At 67.5% G+C, this 17151-nt stretch carries 18 protein-coding genes; 7 read left to right on the top strand and 11 right to left on the bottom strand.

Features of this window, described 5'->3' with window-relative positions; translation table 11 throughout:
• Positions 1 to 18 precede the first annotated feature (18 nt).
• Positions 19 to 345, top strand: coding sequence for a superinfection immunity protein (locus KEC55_RS30575; RefSeq protein WP_176050016.1), 327 nt, complete (start codon positions 19 to 21; stop codon positions 343 to 345).
• A gap of 15 nt (positions 346 to 360) precedes the next feature.
• Here the strand turns inward: KEC55_RS30575 and KEC55_RS30570 are convergent, their stop codons facing one another.
• From KEC55_RS30570 to KEC55_RS30540, 7 genes are all read right to left on the bottom strand, one after another.
• Positions 361 to 1530 (bottom strand): cytochrome P450, encoded by a 1170-nt coding sequence (locus tag KEC55_RS30570; protein ID WP_282508778.1) that lies wholly within the window; start codon positions 1528 to 1530, stop codon positions 361 to 363.
• Between the two features lie 86 nt (positions 1531 to 1616).
• The gene (locus KEC55_RS30565; protein WP_282508777.1) at positions 1617 to 1883 is read right to left on the bottom strand and encodes a YodC family protein; all 267 of its coding nucleotides are present in this window, start codon (positions 1881 to 1883) and stop codon (positions 1617 to 1619) included.
• 335 nt (positions 1884 to 2218) lie between these two features.
• Complete coding sequence (locus KEC55_RS30560) at positions 2219 to 3079, bottom strand: isocitrate lyase/PEP mutase family protein (RefSeq protein WP_282508776.1); 861 nt, start codon at positions 3077 to 3079, stop codon at positions 2219 to 2221.
• 133 nt (positions 3080 to 3212) lie between these two features.
• Complete coding sequence (locus KEC55_RS30555; RefSeq protein ID WP_282508775.1) at positions 3213 to 4880, bottom strand: ankyrin repeat domain-containing protein; 1668 nt, start codon at positions 4878 to 4880, stop codon at positions 3213 to 3215.
• A 184-nt stretch (positions 4881 to 5064) separates the two neighbouring features.
• Positions 5065 to 5490 (bottom strand): GNAT family N-acetyltransferase, encoded by a 426-nt coding sequence (locus tag KEC55_RS30550; RefSeq protein ID WP_282508774.1) that lies wholly within the window; start codon positions 5488 to 5490, stop codon positions 5065 to 5067.
• Between the two features lie 59 nt (positions 5491 to 5549).
• Positions 5550 to 6410 (bottom strand): MurR/RpiR family transcriptional regulator, encoded by an 861-nt coding sequence (locus KEC55_RS30545; protein ID WP_176050022.1) that lies wholly within the window; start codon positions 6408 to 6410, stop codon positions 5550 to 5552.
• Between the two features lie 55 nt (positions 6411 to 6465).
• The gene (locus KEC55_RS30540; protein ID WP_282508773.1) at positions 6466 to 6819 is read right to left on the bottom strand and encodes a YgiW/YdeI family stress tolerance OB fold protein; all 354 of its coding nucleotides are present in this window, start codon (positions 6817 to 6819) and stop codon (positions 6466 to 6468) included.
• 232 nt (positions 6820 to 7051) lie between these two features.
• Here KEC55_RS30540 and KEC55_RS30535 point away from each other — a divergent pair, with 232 nt between their 5' ends.
• A complete protein-coding gene (locus KEC55_RS30535) occupies positions 7052 to 7714 on the top strand; it encodes a response regulator (RefSeq protein ID WP_124449538.1) in 663 nt (220 codons plus the stop codon).
• Positions 7711 to 9087 carry an ATP-binding protein gene (locus KEC55_RS30530; RefSeq protein ID WP_282508772.1) on the top strand — a complete coding sequence of 459 codons (1377 nt, stop codon included), beginning with the start codon at positions 7711 to 7713 and terminating at the stop codon, positions 9085 to 9087. Before KEC55_RS30535 ends, KEC55_RS30530 begins: the two co-directional genes overlap by 4 nt.
• Before the next feature lie 180 nt (positions 9088 to 9267).
• Here KEC55_RS30530 and KEC55_RS30525 read toward each other — a convergent pair whose 3' ends face one another.
• Complete coding sequence (locus tag KEC55_RS30525) at positions 9268 to 9885, bottom strand: hypothetical protein (RefSeq protein WP_282508771.1); 618 nt, start codon at positions 9883 to 9885, stop codon at positions 9268 to 9270.
• Positions 9886 to 9950: 65 nt separating this feature from the next.
• Here KEC55_RS30525 and KEC55_RS30520 point away from each other — a divergent pair, with 65 nt between their 5' ends.
• The 3 genes from KEC55_RS30520 (at position 9951) to KEC55_RS30510 (ending at position 11573) form a co-directional block, all read left to right on the top strand.
• A complete protein-coding gene (locus KEC55_RS30520) occupies positions 9951 to 10397 on the top strand; it encodes a MarR family winged helix-turn-helix transcriptional regulator (RefSeq protein ID WP_348995692.1) in 447 nt (148 codons plus the stop codon).
• 35 nt (positions 10398 to 10432) lie between these two features.
• A complete protein-coding gene (locus KEC55_RS30515; RefSeq protein WP_282508769.1) occupies positions 10433 to 10801 on the top strand; it encodes an antibiotic biosynthesis monooxygenase family protein in 369 nt (122 codons plus the stop codon).
• 571 nt (positions 10802 to 11372) lie between these two features.
• Positions 11373 to 11573, top strand: a complete 201-nt coding sequence (locus KEC55_RS30510; protein WP_176050028.1) for a hypothetical protein — start codon at positions 11373 to 11375, stop codon at positions 11571 to 11573.
• 479 nt (positions 11574 to 12052) lie between these two features.
• On the opposite strand, the gene blaPEN-bcc is transcribed toward KEC55_RS30510, so the two are convergent.
• Complete coding sequence (gene blaPEN-bcc, locus KEC55_RS30505) at positions 12053 to 12988, bottom strand: PEN family class A beta-lactamase, Bcc-type (RefSeq protein ID WP_282508768.1); 936 nt, start codon at positions 12986 to 12988, stop codon at positions 12053 to 12055.
• Between the two features lie 128 nt (positions 12989 to 13116).
• Here blaPEN-bcc and penR point away from each other — a divergent pair, with 128 nt between their 5' ends.
• Entirely contained in the window at positions 13117 to 14007 is an 891-nt protein-coding gene (gene penR / locus KEC55_RS30500; protein ID WP_282508767.1) for a beta-lactamase transcriptional regulator PenR, read from the top strand.
• Positions 14008 to 14521: 514 nt separating this feature from the next.
• Here the strand turns inward: penR and KEC55_RS30495 are convergent.
• Together KEC55_RS30495 and KEC55_RS30490 are read right to left on the bottom strand one after the other, a co-directional pair.
• The gene (locus KEC55_RS30495; protein ID WP_006482135.1) at positions 14522 to 14773 is read right to left on the bottom strand and encodes a hypothetical protein; all 252 of its coding nucleotides are present in this window, start codon (positions 14771 to 14773) and stop codon (positions 14522 to 14524) included.
• Between the two features lie 96 nt (positions 14774 to 14869).
• A complete protein-coding gene (locus KEC55_RS30490) occupies positions 14870 to 17092 on the bottom strand; it encodes an amylo-alpha-1,6-glucosidase (RefSeq protein ID WP_282508766.1) in 2223 nt (740 codons plus the stop codon).
• Positions 17093 to 17151: the final 59 nt, after the last annotated feature.

The raw sequence follows: 17151 nt of genomic DNA, 5'->3' as shown, positions 1-17151 counted from the left end.
TTCGGACGGAGCAGCACCATGCATGATGAAGTCCTGATTCAAGTGGCCGGTTCAGTTGCCGCGATCGCGATCTATTTTCTGCCGGCCGTCATTGCCGACAGGCGCGGCCGACAAGACAAGCTGACGATCGCGATGTTCAACGCCCTGTTCGCGTGGACCGGCATCGGCTGGCTGATGACGCTCTACTGGGCGTGCCAGCCGAACCCGCGCACCGACGTCGCGCAGACGATCCTCGCAAAGCGCCGCGGCGTCAGCATGCGGACCTTCTCGACCGGCCTCGTCGAACGCGTGCAACGCCGCGTCGCCGCCCAGGAGCAATGGGCCGAGAAGCAAGGCTGCCGTTAAGTCCCTTTTTCCCCTTCACCGTGCCGCGTCGAACTTCGGCATCCTGACGTTGGTCGACGCGCGGTAATCCCAGTTCAGTCCCTCGCGCGGCGGCCAGCCGCCTGCGCGCAAGCACGCCCCGAACGCCCCCGCCGTCACCGCCCGCGCGATCCGCTCGCCCGGGCAGCCATGCGGCCCCGTGCCGAAACCGAAATTCGGTGCCGCTGCGCGGCCGGGCAGTAGCCGGTGCGGCTCGCGATGCACGGCCGGGTCGCGGTTCGCCGCGGCGAGCACGACGAGGATCGCGTCGCCGGCTTCGACGCTCACGCCGTCGATCGTCGTGCGCGCCGCGACGAAACGGCGCGTGTTCTGCACCGGTGAATCGAAGCGCCCGACTTCAGCGACGAATGCGTCGAGCGCGGTGTCGTCCGGCACGGCTTGTGCGGCCTGTGCGTCCCCGTTCCATGCCACCAGCGCGTTGCCGAGCCACGCGGCCGTCGCCTCGCACGTCTGCGACAGCAACCCGACGAGATTCGCAACCAGTCCGCCGCTCGCCTGCCAGCCCGACACGCGGGCCGCCTGCTGCACGGCGGCGACGAGCGTGCCGTCGTGCGCATGCGTCTGCGCGACGCGCTCGGTCATCCGGTCGAGCAATTGCCGCGCGGCTTCGCTCGCACGCGCCAGCGCCTGCGTGTCCGACAACGGCGACAGCGCGGCGACGAAGTCGACGACCCGCGCCGCGATGTCGTCGAGCTGCGCTTCATCGAAGCCGAGCAGATCGGCCACCGCGCAGACGGGCACGGTCATGCACCACGCATTCAGCGCGTCGGCATCGCCCGGCGCCGGCAACCGTCGCTCGGCAAGCTGCGCCGCGCGATCGCGCAGCGCATCCGTGTCGATCGGCGCGAACGCCGCGCGCAGCGCCTGCTTCGGCACGTCGTGCCTCGACGCGCCGTCGTTCATGCGCACCAGCTCGCCGAACAGCGCGCCGGCCGTCGTGCCTCGCAACGCGGGCGGCACCGGTGTGTCGAGCGGGCGTACGCGGCAAGCGGGATGGCCGAGCACGGCCGTCACCGCCGACGCGCGGCTCGCGACCCACAGGCCGAGCGAGGCGTCGAACGCGAGCGGCGGCCCGTCGACGAGCGTCGCGTAGTAGGGGTAGGGATCGCGGTGCGTCACCGCTGCAATGGGATCGGTCGGGTTCATGCGCCCAGTATCGATGCAGTGCACCGCCGCATGTTTCGGGTTCACGTGAAATGTCGCGGCGCGGACGCCGCAACGACGGACAAAGGTCAGGCGGCCGAACGGTAGCGATGCGACTGCATGCGCATCCGGACGCGCCCGGCCGAAATCGCGCGCGGCTCGGGCGCCACCGTGTCGTGATGGAACATTTCCTGCCGGAATTCGCCGTTTTCGTCGAACCACTGGCAGATCAGCCAGTCGCCGTCGTCGAATACGACCGGCCCCGCATAGGTGACGGTCATGCGCGGCCCGCCCGTTTTCAGCGTCACCACATCGCCGACGCGAAACCTGACGCGCTGATTTTCTCGGATCGTCATCGCTCTCTCGGATTTTATATATTGATATTCCCGGCGGCCCACCGACCGGTCATTTGAGTGTGCCGCAGATTATCAATCAAAAAACCGGCCGGCAACTGCCACGCATAAAAATGCACTGCTCGGGAAAATGCAACGATGCGCGCCACCGGTACGCTCGGCGGGCCGCCGATCGCCCGATCCGGCGGGGCTGGCACGGCGGATCGGGTCAAGCGGGGAAAATGCGGAGAATAGCCGATGGTTTTCGCGCCGTCATCGTCGGTTAATTCAGACGCGAAATAGCTTGATTATTGTCAATCGACGTTTCCACTGGAAACGATCCCATGTTTTATTGACGGTCATTCCCCGAACAAAACCGGCGAATTATCGGGTGCCGCAAACCAGCGGTTGATGTCGCGCCCCGGCACGGCCGCCTGCGTGAACGTGAACGTGCCGTCGCGCACCATCTCGGTCGCGGCGCGCAGGAATGCGCCGAGCGCGGCCCGTGCCAGCGCGCCGCCGACGCTGACACGCTTCACGCCGAGCGCCGCCAGTTCGTCCAGGCTCAGCAACCCGCCCTGCAGCCCCATCACGACGTTCACGGGCGCGCCGACCGCACGCGTCACCGCCGCAATTTCGTCGGCATCGGTGATACCCGGCGCATACAGCACGTCGGCGCCCGCGTCGCGATAGGCGACGAGCCGTGCGATCGTGTCGTCGAGGTCGCGGCGGCCGTGCAGGTAGTTTTCGCAGCGCGCGGTCAACGTGAACGGAAACGGCAGCGCACGCGCCGCGTCGACGGCCGCCGCGATGCGCTCGACCGACGCGTCGCGCGCGTAGATCGGCGCATCGGCACGGCCCGTCGCGTCCTCGATCGAGCCGCCGACCGCACCGGCCTCGGCCGCCAGCCGGATCGTTTCGGCCACCGTGTCGGGCGCGTCGCCGAAGCCGTTCTCGAGATCGGCGCTCACCGGCAGGCCGCCCGCGGCGACGAGATCGGCAATATGGTCGAGCATCGCGTCGCGGTCGATCGCGTTGTCGGGCTGCCCTTTCGAAAATGCGTAGCCGGCGCTCGTGGTGGCGAGCGCCTCGAAACCGGCCATCGCCAGCAGGCGCGCGGTGCCGGCGTCCCACGGGTTCGGGATGATGAACGCACCGGGGCGCGTGTGCAGCGATCGGAAAGCTTCGGCGTGACGGGCCTGCAGGTCGGAGCGGGTCATCGTGGACTCCCGGATGGTGATGACGGATGAGCTTACGCCGGTCGTGCGCGCGACGTTTCAGCATGGGCCGAAATGTCGTCGCGCGACCGGAAAAAGTCCGAGGCGCCGGGTGCACGCCGCCGGCCGCCTTCGCTTACGTCGATGCAGGCGCCCCGCCGTCGATGCCGAGCAACACGTCGGTGACAGCCTCGGAAAACTGCATCGTGCGGCCGTCGATCAGCACGGCGGCCGGATGCGACGGATCGCGCACCGCCTGTGGCACGCCATGTGCGATCAGCACGCGCGCGCACGCCTCCCAGTCGGGTACGTCGACACCCTCCGGTTCGTTGACGGACGCCCACGACAACGTGCCGAGCGCGTCGCTCCCGAATCCGTGCGGCTCGCGCCAGCTGGCGCCGTGCGCAAGCAGGAACGCCAGCAGATCGGCATCGCCACGGAACACCGCATGATTGAGCGCACTCGCGTCCCAGTCGCCGCCGCGCGCGGCAATCGGCCAGCCCAGCTCGACCATGACCTTCACCGCGTCGCGCGAACCCCACGCGGCGGCATCCGGCAGTTGCCGCAGCCGGTCCCCGGTCAGCGCGCCGGGCAGTTCGGGATGGCGCGCCTGGATACGCCGTGCGTCGTCGGCGTCGGCACGCGCGCAAGCTGCCACGAACGCGTCGTCCGCGCCGAGCGCCTCTTGCGCGCCGGCGGCGCGCAACAGCGCCGCGACGTCGGTCAATCCGGCCTGCATGGCCAGCCGGTACGCACTGACACCCGCCTGCGTGCATGCGCGGGGATCGGCGCCGGCCGCCAGCAGCGCGGCGACATGGCGCGCCGGGCAACGCACGGCGATCGCGCGCAACAACGGCGCGCCCCACATCTTCGTCGGCCCTTCCCCGGCCGGCTCGTTCGGGTCGCCTCCATGTGCGAGCAGCAGTTCGAGCGCGGTTGCGTCCGGCACGTCGAGTGCGCGCCGCAGTGCATTCGTCCCGTCCACCCGTGCGCCGTGCTCGAGCAGCAGACGCGTGCACGCCGGGTTTTCCACCGAGTGATACAGCGATTCGCCGTCGTTCGGGTCGGCGCCGGCTTCCAGCAACATCGCCGTGAGTGCCAGATCGCGATTGACGCCCGCGGCACCGTACAACGCCGACAGCGGCCCCGACTCGTCGGGCTCGGCGAGCGAAGCCGGCGGAAACCGGTTGCCGATCCGCTGGTTCGGATCCGCGCCGGCATCGAGCAGATGACGTGCGCAGGCGCGCAACCTGACGGCGAACCCGGGAATCTGCCCGAGCCGCGAATGCGTGACGGCGACCAGCGGCGGCAGCTTCAACGCACCGCCGGCGCGCGCGATCCAGCCGGGATCGGCGGCCAGTGCCGCCTTCACCGCGTCGAGATCGCCCGCCGCGCACGCGATGGCCGGATCGGCCGAAACGAGATCGGGATGATCGAGCAACAATTGTGCGGCGACGCGCGGCCGCGACGCGCCGAAGCCGCCGGTCACATCGCCGCCGTAGGCGAGGTCGAGCCAGCGCCGGATCAACTGCGACCTCGGTTGCGCGCCAAGCGCATGGGTTTCGACGAACGCGCCGAGATCGGCCCATGATGCAAAGCCGTACTCGCGCGCAATGCACGACTGCGCGTCGTGCAACCGGAGCCCGAGCGCGAGCGCTTCGTCGTGCGTGCGGTTCGTCGCGGCAGGGAGAAACCGGACAAAGCGCGCGACGGCATCGGCGTCACCCTGTCGGTACAGGCGCAACAATTCCTTGGCCTGCTTTTTCAGATGATCGGGATTGGCCCTGGGAGGCAGCTTTTTCATGCGAATCCTCGTGCAGTCATGGCCGAAGGTCCGCAATACCGCCAGCACAAAGGATGGGGAAGACTGGAGTCGATGCGACAGGTGGGTTCAACCCTTTCCGCGGACCCGGAAGCGACCTGCATCGCTGCCCGGTATCGTAGGCGACGGCCGGCGGCATCGTCAACCGTGCCGCCGGCGCCGCCACTCAGCCCGCGAGTTTCTTCGTCAGGAAAATACGCGTGTGCCCGACCGGATAGTCCGGCAGTTCGCCGAAGCGGACGTAGCCGCGTTTCTCGTAGAACGGCCGCGCCTGGAAATCGAACGTGTCGAGCCACGCGCTGTGGCAGCCGCGCGCGACGGCCTCGGCTTCGGCGAGATCCATGATGCGCGTGCCGGCGCCCTGGCCGCGCGCGGCCTCTGGCACCACGAGCAGGTCGACGTGCAGCCAGCCGAACGCCGTGCCGCCCCACAGGCCGCCGATCACCGCCCCTGTGTCGTCGGTCACGACCACGGCCAGCGGCCGGAACCCGGCCGGGCCGGCCTGACTTTCGTTGAATCGAACGAGCGGCGCGACGATCTGCTTGCGTATGTCCGCGTCGCCCGCGTCGGTCACTTCGTACGTGAACGTCATCGGTTGCGTCGGGTTGAATCTTGAAAGGGAATCGGCCGAAGCCGCACGCGCCGCGCGCGTCAAACGACGTAGGCGCCCTTCGCGTGCAGTTCCGCTTCGGTACGCTCGAGCGCCGCGATCGCATCGCTGCCTTCGAGCGCGAGCAACTGCGCGACCAGCGCCTCGGCCATCGCATGCGCGGCCACCAGCGACGGGAAGAACGACGGGCTGTCGTGCGTGAAGATCAGTTGCGCGTCCGCGTGCAGCGCGATCGGCGACACCGCGCTGTCGGTAATCGCGACGATCTTGCTGCCCTGCGCTTTCGCGGCCTGCGCGACACGCGTCGCTTCCGCCGAGTACGGCGCGAAGCTGACGACCACGGTCACGCTCTGCTTCGCGATCGTCCGCAGTTCCATCTCGAGCGAACCGGCGACGCCGTTGAGCAGCGACACGGTCGGGCGGAACAGCCGGTAGCCGTACACGAACCCGAACGCGACCGGATAGCACGAGCGGAACCCCGCCACATGCACATGCGATGCCTTGCGGATCAGCCTGGCCGCGTCCGCGAGCGCGTGCTCGTTCTGCGCGGCGGTGGCCGACAGGTTGTGCTGCTGCGCGGCGAGCAGGTCATGCGCGAGCGACGCCTTCGCGTCGGGTCGCACGAGCGAGCGCGCGCGCTGCGTGAGCGGCTCGGGGCGCGTGCGCACGCGCGCGACGCACAGATCGCGCAACTCGTTCCAGCCGGGGAAACCGAATTGCTGCGCGAGCCGCACGAGCGACGCAGGCTGCACCTGCGCGCGCTGCGCGACCTTGCGCATCGACGACGTGGCGACCTCGTCGGGATGATCGAGCAGGAAGGCAGCGCCCGCCTGGAATTGCGGGCTCAGCTCGGAAAATTGCGCCCGGATCCGGGACGCGAGTTCGTCGAAATTGGCGGCCATCTTGGTGGGAACGGGAACCGGTCGTCCATGGTATCACCGGCCCCGCACGCACCGGTCAGCGCAGCACTTCGACGTGATCGGCGTCGACCTTCACGCTGCCCGACCATTTGCGCTCGAATTCGCCGGTCACCTTCACTTCGCTCTTGTCGCTGACGGGCTGGCCGGCCGCCCACAGCTTGCGGTCGATCTCGACGCGGATCGTGCCGGTCGCATCGGCGAACTCGTAGTCCTCGCCGCCGACGTGCTTGACGAGGCGCCCCTGCAACTGCACGTGCTGGTCGTCCTTGCCGTTGGCGAGCAGCTCCTTCACGGTCGTCGTGGTCAGCGTGGACGGCCCGGTATATTCCGCGTAAACGGCGGCGGGCAGCACGGCAAGCGCAACTGCCAGGATTCTCGTCAGGTGTTTCATGGTCTTGTTCCTCCGGTTTTGGTCGTGCGCCGCGCCCCTCTTGAGCGCGACGGCCCGAGATTACGGAGCGTAAGATTAAGCAAACCTGAAGGTCGCCCCGAAGCGGCGCGTGGCCGGACCGAAACGGTGCGCCAACGCACCGGGGCACCGGCGTTTAAGCTCCCGCTAAGGCACGCGCGCTTATCATGGGAACCCCGGGCGTTGCCGCGCCCTGCTGAAGAGACATGAATCCATGCGCGTACTGCTCGTCGAGGACGATCCGCTGATCGGCAGCGGGCTCGAACAGGGCCTCAAACAGGAAGGCTTCGCGGTCGACTGGGTGAAGGATGGCGATGCCGCGTCGCTCGCGCTGCGCTCGACCGGCTACGGCCTGCTGTTGCTCGATCTCGGGCTGCCGAACCGCGACGGCCTGTCGGTGCTCGCGGCGCTGCGCCGCCGCGACGAAAACCTGCCCGCGATCATCATCACCGCGCGCGACGGCGTGCCCGACCGCATCGCAGGGCTCGACAGCGGCGCGGACGACTATCTCGTCAAGCCGTTCGAGCTCGACGAACTGCTCGCCCGCATCCGCGCGGTCAACCGCCGCCACGCGGGCCGCGCGCAGACGACGCTCGCGATCGGCCCGCTGCGGCTCGATCCCGTCAAGCACCTCGTCTGGCTCGACGATGACGAAGTGCCGCTGTCGCCGAAGGAGTTCGTGCTGCTGCACGAGCTGATGCGCGAACCCGGCGCGGTGATTTCGCGCGAGCAGTTCGAGGAGCGGCTGTACAGCTGGGGCGAGGAAATCGAGAGCAACGCGGTGCAGGTGCACATCCACAACCTGCGCAAGAAGCTCGGCCACGACATGATCCGCACGGTGCGCGGCGTCGGCTACCGGATCGGTGACGGCACATGACGCACGTGCAACGCGCGATCGCGCGCTGGCGCAACGCGTCGCTGCGGCGGCGCCTGCTGACGTGGCTGTTGCCGGCCGCGTGCGTGATCGGCCTGGTCGCGAGCGCCGGCACCTACTGGGGTGCGCTGCGCGAACTCGACGACCTGCTCGACGACCAGATGCGCAGCATGTCGAGGCAAATCGTCGTCGGCCCGAACGGCGAGCTGTCGTTCAGCGACCATGCGAACGGCAAGCACGGCTTCGAGGCGAGCGACCCCGATGCAGTGCTGCTGCAGGTGTGGCGCAACGGCACGCTGATGTATTCGACCGACCGCGAATCGAAGCTGCCGCCGCCCGAGCAGAAGGGCATCGCGAGCGTCGACGTCGGCGGCCAGCCGTGGCGCACCTATGTGACCGAACGCGGCGGCACGACGATCCGGCTCGCGCAGGCTCGACATGCGCGCTGGGAAGCGATCGCCGGCATCGCCGTGCACCTGCTGTGGCCGGTGTTCTCGATGCTGCCGCTGCTCGCCATCGGACTGTGGTTCGGCATCGGCGCGGGGCTGCGGCCGCTGCGCACGATCGCATCAGGCCTGAAACGCAGGAATGCGAACAACCTCGAACCGGTCGACGTCGCATCGATGCCGAACGAGGTCCGCCCGCTCGCGGAGGCGATCAACGACCTGCTCACGCGGCTCGACCGCTCGTTCACGCTGCAGCGGCACTTCATCGCCGATGCCGCGCACGAGTTGCGCACGCCGATCATGGGGTTGTCGATCCAGTCGCAGCTGCTGCGACGCGCGGCGACCGCGGAGGAACGCGAACATATCCTCGCGCAGATCCATGCGGGCACGACACGCCTCGGCCATCTCGCCGAGCAGTTGCTGACGCTCGCGCGCCTCGAACCCGATGCGCAAGCGGCCGCATCGGCGTCGGCGCCCGTCGATCTCGCCGCGCTGTGCCGGTCGGTGGTGTCGGACCGCGCACGCGTCGCCGACGCGCACCGGATCGATCTCGGTGCGATCGTCGCCGCGCCCGTGATGGCGGCAGGCAACGCCGACACGCTGCGCGTGCTGCTGAACAACCTCGTCGACAATGCGATCCGCTATGCGGGCGACGGCTCGCGTGTCGACGTGTCCGCGCGCATCGACGGCACGACGCCCGTGCTCGAAGTCGCCGACGACGGCCCCGGGATTCCGGAAGCCGAACGCACGGACGTGTGGGAACGCTTCTATCGCGGCGAAGGGGCGCAAGCCGTCACGTCGTCGGGCAGCGGGCTCGGGCTGTCGATCGTCAAGCGGATCGCCGAACAGCATCGCGCGACGGTTGCACTCGGCACCACGCAAGGCGGACGCGGGCTGACCGTCACGGTGCGGTTTCCCGCACCGGCCTGATGCACGCGTGACCGCCGGCTTTTCCACAGATTATGTTGGCAAGCTTGTGGACAACCTTCCATTAACGGCACCAAGCCCTTGATCGGAAAGGGTTTGTCGGGGCTGCGCGGCAAATGCGCCAGGTGGCCGCAAACCGGTGCGTGATGCACCGCGCCCGGTCAGCCACGCACCTCGCGCGACTCAATTGTCGTCAACGATCTGTTCGACCCGCAGGCCGGTCGAGGTTTCGAGAATGCTGGCGTGCTGCGCCACGCGGCAATACAGACGCCCTTTCGGATAGTCGTCCGGCTTCGGGCGCGTGCGATCCTCGACGTGAACGACGACGGTCCCGTCGCTCGGAAAGGCACCGACATGTTCGCCCATGTAATAGAGCTGACCGTTCAACTGGTAATAGCCCTGCCCGAGGTACCAGAACGAATCCTTTCCCGTTGCGATCGGCTTGTCGCGGAGATAGATCGCCTCCCCCTTCCTGACGATCGGGAAGAACAACAAGCCGATTTTCGATTCGATGATCGTGTAGTGATTGGCACGGATGTCGTCGATCACCTTGTCACGGAGTTCGTCGCTCATGTGCTGGGCCTTGCCAAAATACGCGGTCCGATAGTTGGCCGGGATACACGCATGGGCACTCGTGCCGCATACCACCGCCAGCAACGGCACGGCGATCATCTTCCTGATCGTACTCACTGATTTCTCTCCAGGTTCCTTGTTGTTGGCCAGCAATCCGTCGCAACCGATGCTTTCGGTGCCGGATCGCGCCCCAAGTGTACCGATCCATCGTCGTGTGGCGACGTTCATCCATCAACTTGACAACCAGTTGTCCATTACGTAAAGTGGTTGTCAATTTACGATGCGAGTGGGACATGACGAAATCCGCGAAGTTGACCGCCGTCGCGCTGTCCGTATTCCGGTTGAACGGGTTGCTGATCGAATGGGGCAACGCCTTTTCCGGGCCACATGGCCTGACCAGTGCGCGCTGGCAGGTGCTGGGCGCGATCTCGATGGCGCCGGACGCGCCGAACATCCCGCAGATTGCCGATGCGATGGGTATCACGCGGCAAGCGGTGCTGAAACAGATCAACGTGCTGACCGAAGAAGGGCTGGTCCTGTCCTTGCCCAACCCGGCGCACAAGCGCTCGCCCCTTTATGCGCTGACGCCGCGCGGCGAAGCGGCCTATCAGGCCGTGGTCGAGCAGTGGCAACAGCATGTCCGCGACATCGCGGGCGAATTCAGCTCGGCCGACCTCGATGCCGCCATTCGCGTGCTGTCGGCGATGTCCAGCGCACATGGCCAGGACGGCCACGTGTAACCACCCGCCAGCCCGCTACCTCACCAGGAGTTCCCATGCCTCACTTCAAGCCGATGGATCCGGCCTTTCCGATCCAACAACAGATAACGATCGACGCGGAGCCGGTCGTTCTCGTCAACGTGTTCACACTGGAACCTGCGGAAGAAGCCGACTTTCTCGCCGTATGGAAGGACGACGCGGAATTCATGAAGCGGCAGCCGGGCTTCATCTCGACCCAGCTTCATCGCGCGCTTGGCGACAGTCCGACCTACCTGAACTACGCGATCTGGGAATCGACCGAAACGTTTCGCGCGGCCTTCACGCATCCGGAGTTCGTCGCCAAGCTGTCGGCCTATCCGTCGTCCGCGGTCGCCAGCCCGCACCTGTTCCAGAAAGTCGGCGTCGCCGGTATCTGCACCGCGTAAGTGCGCGTGCGCGACGTGGCAGCGCGTGGCATCCATCGGTGCCGCACCGACCCATCGCGAACGCGGACTTCTCCACAGAAAATGTTGGCAAGCTTGTGGATATCCTGCGCACCGCGTCGCTAAACCCTTGATCCGATGGACTTAGGCACGCGTGATGCAGACGAGGCCCGGGCGCTGGCCGTCACGCATGTCGCTTCGCCCCAGTTCGCATCACGACGCCACGGCGATGCACGCCGCGACCGCCCCACGCGGGTCGGCCGGCTGCCGCGCCACTTACCCACAGATTGTGTTGGCAAGCTTGTGGATATCCTGCGCAAGCGTGCGCTAACCCGTTGATCGGTCTGCCATTCGTGCGCCCTGCCACCGTTTCAGCAACGCGCGGCGCAAGCGTGTGCGGAAGCGGACGACCCGACGCTACGACACCATCCGCCCGCGCCTTGACGCCCGTGCACGTCACGCATCAAGATCATGCGAGCCGCACGCGGCCGCGCATCGTCGGCGTCGCGCGCCGGCCTGGCGGGCCGGCCGCTGCGCCGGCGCCGCACCACGACACATCACTCCGAGGAAGACCATGGAACACTTCACCGCGTGGCAGTTGCTCGTCTCGCTCGTGCTCGTCGCCATCGTCGTCTATCCGTACGTTCGCATCGTCCGGCGCACCGGACATTCGGGCTGGTGGATCCTGACGATGTTCGTCCCGGTCCTGAACTTCATCATGCTGTGGGTGTTCGCGTTTGCGCGCTGGCCCACGGTCGACGATCGGCAGCGCTGAACGTCGCGGCGACGGCCCGCGGGCTTGTCCACAGATTTTGTTGGCAAGCATGTGGATAGCCTGCGCATACCGCGACCAAGCGCTTGATCCGAAAGACTTTGTCCGCGCCGCTTCGAATGCGGCACACGGCCGGTAAATCGCCGGTTGCGTGCCCTTCCGTGGCGTGACGAGTCGCCCGCCGCGCCGGCCTGCCCGCTTGTCCACAGATTTTGTTGGCAAGCATGTGGATAGCCTGCGCATACCGCAGCCAAGCGCTTGATCCGAAAGACTTTGTCCGCGCCGCTTCAAACGCGGCACGACCGCTCGCGCCACGGCGAACACGGCAGCACGCTGGCTTGTCCACAATTTTTGTTGGCAAGCATGTGGATATCCTGAGCATGCGTGACCTAAGTCGTTGATCGCACAACGTTTGGTCAGGCGGATCACGACTGCGGCACGGCGTGCAGGCGGATCGCGCCGCGCACGCCGCACCGCCCGGCTCAGCCGAGCGTCTGCGCGACGATGCGGGCGACCGACGCGATCACATCGTCCTTCGCACGCGCATCGGCTTGCGCCTGCGTGTAGTACACGACCAGCACGATCGGTGCGCCCGACGCCGGCCAGATCACGCCGGCATCGTTCGTCGTCCCGTAGTCGCCGGTACCTGTCTTGTCGCCCACCTGCCACCCGGCCGGCACGCCCGCGCGGATCCGCTTGTCGCCGACCTTGTTGCCGCGCAGCCAGGTAACGAGCTGCGCACGCTGCGCGGCCGGGAGCGCCTCGCCGAGCGTGAGCGCACGCATGCTCGCGGCCATCGCGGCAGGCGTCGTCGTGTCGCGCGGGTCGCCCGGCAGCGCGGTATTCAGTTCGGTCTCCCATCGATCGAGCCGGAACGTGTCGTCGCCGATCGAGCGCGCGAACGCGGTCACGGCGGACGGACCGCCGATCAGCTTCATCAGCAGGTTCGCGGCCGAGTTGTCGCTGTACTGGATCGCGGCCTCGCACAGCGCGGCGACCGTCATGCCCGCGCCGACATGCTTCTCCGACACCGGCGAATAGTTGACGAGGTCGGCCTTCGTGTAGGTCACGCGCTGTTGCAGCAGGCCCGGGCGATCGACGCTCTGCGCAAGCACCGCCGCGCTCAGCATCGCCTTGAACGTACTGCAGAACGGAAAGCGCTCGCCCGAGCGATGCTCGATGATCCGGCCGCTCGCGGTATCGATCGCGCACACGCCGAGACGGCCGCCCGCGCCGCGCTCGAGATCGGCAATCGCCGCCGCGGCTGCCGCCGGCGCCACGGCGTCCGCGGCAGCCGCCGCTGCCGAATTGGCCTCACCCGGCACGGCGGCTCGCGACGCGCACGCGGTGACGGTAAGAACGAGCGGCGCCGTCGCGGCGGCCAGCAACAGGGTTCGACGTTTCGATGAGTAGGTCATGTCGGTTGTCTCGTGGTGGAATGGAGGCGAATCGATGTTGAAAACGGCCGGCCGCCGAGACAGCACTATCGGGACTTTACGGTTGACTGACAAGCAACGATAATTGAGCGCTGACAAAAGAAAATCTTATGACTAAGCTCCGCCCGCATCTTCCGCTCAATGCGTTGCGCGCGTTCGAATCGTCGGCGCGCCACCTGAACTTCACACGCGCCGGCCTCGAGCTGAGCGTGACCCAGGCCGCGGTCAGCCAGCAGGTGCGCTCGCTCGAGGAACGGCTCGGCTGTACGCTGTTTACACGGCTGCCGCGTGGCCTCGGGCTCACCGACGAGGGCCGTGCGCTGCTGCCCGTGCTGAGCGACGCGTTCAGCCGCATCGAGACGGTGCTCAAGCAGTTCGACGGCGGGCGCTTCCGCGAGGTGCTGACGCTCGGCGTCGTCGGCACCTTTGCCCTAGGCTGGCTAATGCCGCGGCTGAAGCAGTTCGGCGATACGCACCCGTTCGTCGAGCTGCGGCTGCGCACCAACAACAACGTCGTCGATCTCGCCGCCGAGGGCCTCGACTTCGCGATCCGCTTCGGAGAAGGCAACTGGCCGGCGACGCGCAACGAGCGCTTGCTCGACGCGCCGCTCACCGCGCTGTGCGCGCCGGAGATCGCGCGGCGCCTCGCGCAGCCGGCCGATCTCGCGAACGAAACGCTGCTGCGCTCGTACCGCACCGACGAATGGCACGGCTGGTTCGACGCCGCGCAGCTCGAGCCATGGGCGGCCAACGGGCCCGTGTTCGATTCGTCCCGGCTGATGGTCGAGGCCGCGATGCAGGGTGCGGGGGTCGCGCTCGCGCCGGCCTGCATGTTCGCGCGCGAACTGCAGCTCGGCCTGCTCGCGCGGCCGCTCGACATCGACGTGTGTGCGGGCGGTTACTGGATCACGTCGCTGAAATCGAAACCGCTGACACCCGCGATGACGCTGTTTCGCGACTGGATCGTGGCCGAAGCGGCCGGCACGATGCCGGGCGCGTAACGCGCGCTTGTCCACAGAAAGTGTTGGCAAGGATGTGGATATCCTGGGCACCCGGCACCTAAGCCATTGATCGTGCACGAATTTACTTTCCGACACACACATCGGGCAGCCTTTGTGCACGGGCTTCGCACGCCTGTCGCATTCGGGCCCGATACTCAACCAATGCGACGCAATCGATTGCGAGTTGTCCACAGAATATGTTGGCAAGCCTGTGGATATCCATCAGATCCGGCGCGTAACATATTGATACACAAGGGGATTCAATATCCGGACCTTGACCGGTCAATGGTGTGGCACCGGAAAGGCATTCGCACCGCACTCCGGACAACCTCCAGGCACGCGCCGCGCGCGTGATCGAAGGCCGGGCAGTTCTCCACAGATTGTGTTGGCAAGCTTGTGGATATCCTGCGCACCGGCCACCTAACTCATTGAGCGCACGGGGTTTTGTGCTTCATCTGCAGAATCGGGCAGCGCCGGCGCAGCCCGTGCGGCTGGCGCCGGCGCAAGCCGTGCCTCAATGCCGGTCGAGCCCGCCGCGCAGTTCGCTGGCCTTGTCGCGCAGCGCTTCGTAACCCGAGCGCGCATGCTCGGGCAGGTCGGGATCGCCGATCAGTGCGCCGAGCGTTTCGATCAGGCTGAACAAAATGCCCTTCGCCGCGCCGACCGCGATGCTCTGCGATTCGATCGACTTGTGCAGGTGGTCGACCGCCGCTTCGAGATTCTCGAGCTTGTGCTCGCCGTCGTCGGGCCGGTTGTCGGTCGTCATCGTCTACCTCCGCCATCGTTCAAGGGTCATGTCACGATTCTATGCCGCTGCGCGCGAACGTGGCGCGACATCGCGCAACGTTCGCGCAGCACGGCGCTACAGCACCGCGACCACCTTCACGCGGCCCGGCTGCTCCGCCGCCGCGACGACCTGGCCGTCGACCCGGCGGAACGTCAGCGACACGGTTTCGTCGCCGACGCGCAGCGCGTCGATCCGCAGCCAGTCGACGCCTTCCGGCAGCGCCGGGCGCTCGACGCGCACCTCGTGGCGCGACGCGTCGATGCTCACGCCGAGGCACGCCTGCAGCATCATGAACGGCGCACCGGCCGCCCATGCCTGCGGCAGGCAGGCCACCGGATACGCGGTCGGCGGTTCGCCGCGCCGGCGCGGGAACCCGCAGAACAGCTCCGGCAAGCGCATCTCGAAACTCACCGCCGCCTCGAACAGCGCGCGCAGCAGGTTCACCGCGGCCGTCTTGTCGCCGTAGCGTGCGAGCCCGCGTGCGATGAGCGCATTGTCGTGCGGCCATACCGAGCCATTGTGATAGGCCATCGGGTTGAAGCGCGGCTGGCCGGCCGCGAGCGTGCGGATGCCCCACCCCGTCTGGAACAGCGCCGAGCCGAGCACGCCGGCCACCGCCGCGCCGCGCTCGGCGTCGGGCAGCCCGAACGCGAGCAGGTGCCCCGCGTTCGACGCGAACACACGACACAAATCGCCATGACCGTCGAGCGCGATCCCGTAGAAATCGCCTTCCGGCATCCAGAACAGCGCGTCGACCTGTTCGCGCAGCGTCTTCGCGCGCAGGGCATAGCGCGTCGCATCGGCTGCGTGGCCGCGCCGGTGCGAGCACGCCGACATCGCATCGAGCGCCGCGCACGCATAGGCCTGTACTTCGACGAGCGCGATCGGCCCGTCGGGGAAGCGACCGTCCGCATGGAACACCGAATCGTGGCTGTCCTTCCAGCCCTGGTTCGCGAGGCCGCGCTCCGACGTGCGCTGGTAATCGAGGAGTCCGTACGGATTGCGGTCGCACTTGTCGATCACCCATTGCGCGGCGCGTTCGAGCGCGGGCCACAGCTCGTCGATCAACGCATCGTCGCCGGTGCGTTCGACATAGGCGCCGGCCAGCACGATGAACAGCGGCGTCGTGTCGACACCGCCGTAGTACAGCGCGAACGGTACTTCGCCCGTCGCGGCCATCTCGCTGCGGCGGAACTCGTGCATGATCTTGCCGGGCTCCGCGTCGCGGAACGCGGACGTTTCGCGCGCCTGGTGCTCGGCCAGAAACCGCAGCACGCCGCGCGCGAGCGACGGCTGCAGCCACAGCATCTGCAGCGACGTGATCACCGCGTCGCGGCCGAACGGCGTCGAGAACCACGGAATGCCCGCATATGGGTACGGCCCCGTGTCGAGCTGCGTCGTGAGGAGCCCGAGATCCGCGAGCGAGCGGTCGAGCCACGCGTCGAACAGCGGATTTCCGGTGTTCACGCGCGCCATCGATTCGCGCCGCGCGCGCATCTCGCGATGCACGCCGACAAGCGCAGTGCGCAGCGCGACGCGACCGCATCCGGGCCCTTCGACATGCGCCGGGCCGAGCGTCGCATCGACGGTCAGGTAGATCGACACACAGGCCTGCGCGGCGATCGTCAGCGTGTAGTCGGCGCGATCGACCGACAGCGCGTCGGGCGCCGGCGAGAAATGCACGGTCACGTTGCGCTCGACGCTGTCGAGGCCGTCGTAACGCAGCCGCACCGCGCCTGCATCGACGCGCGGAGCAACGACCGTGCCGCGCTTCGGGCGCTGCGTGCCGCGCACCTCGAACATGTCCTTGAAATCGGCCGCGAACGACAGCGACAGCGGCACCTCGGCTTCGCTCGCACCGTAGTTCGTCAGCGTCAGCGCTTCATAAAGCACGTCGCCCGCGAGCACGCGCATCCGCTCGATATGGATCACGCCCTCGGGTGTCTCGTGGCCGCCGAGCGGCGGCAACGGGCGGTTGGTCAGGTGCGCGGTGAACGACGCGTTGTCGGCGCTCGTCGCGCCCGACAGCAGCGACGGCGCGCGGCCGCCGAACGTCAGGCGCCATTTCGACAGCACGCGCATGTCGTCGACGAACAGGCCGTCGTCATGCCCGCCGATGTCGCCGAGCGCGTCGCTGACCACGAACGCGTCGCCGGATTTCAGTACGTACTGGTTGTTGCGCGCGAGGGCCTGTGGATCGGCTTCGGGCGCGATGAAGGCGGGACCCGACGCGGCGGTCGGGGCAGCAGGCGCGACTTGCGGCGCCTGCGTCGTGGCGGCTTCGGCGTGATTCGGCATCGATGCTCCTGTGTCGAGGCGCAACGCGCGGCGCGCGTCGCGTATTTCGCACAGGATAG

It is taken from the genome of Burkholderia cepacia, from assembly GCF_029962485.1.
Lineage (GTDB): Bacteria > Pseudomonadota > Gammaproteobacteria > Burkholderiales > Burkholderiaceae > Burkholderia.
This window is presented reverse-complemented; position numbering and strand designations above follow the sequence as displayed.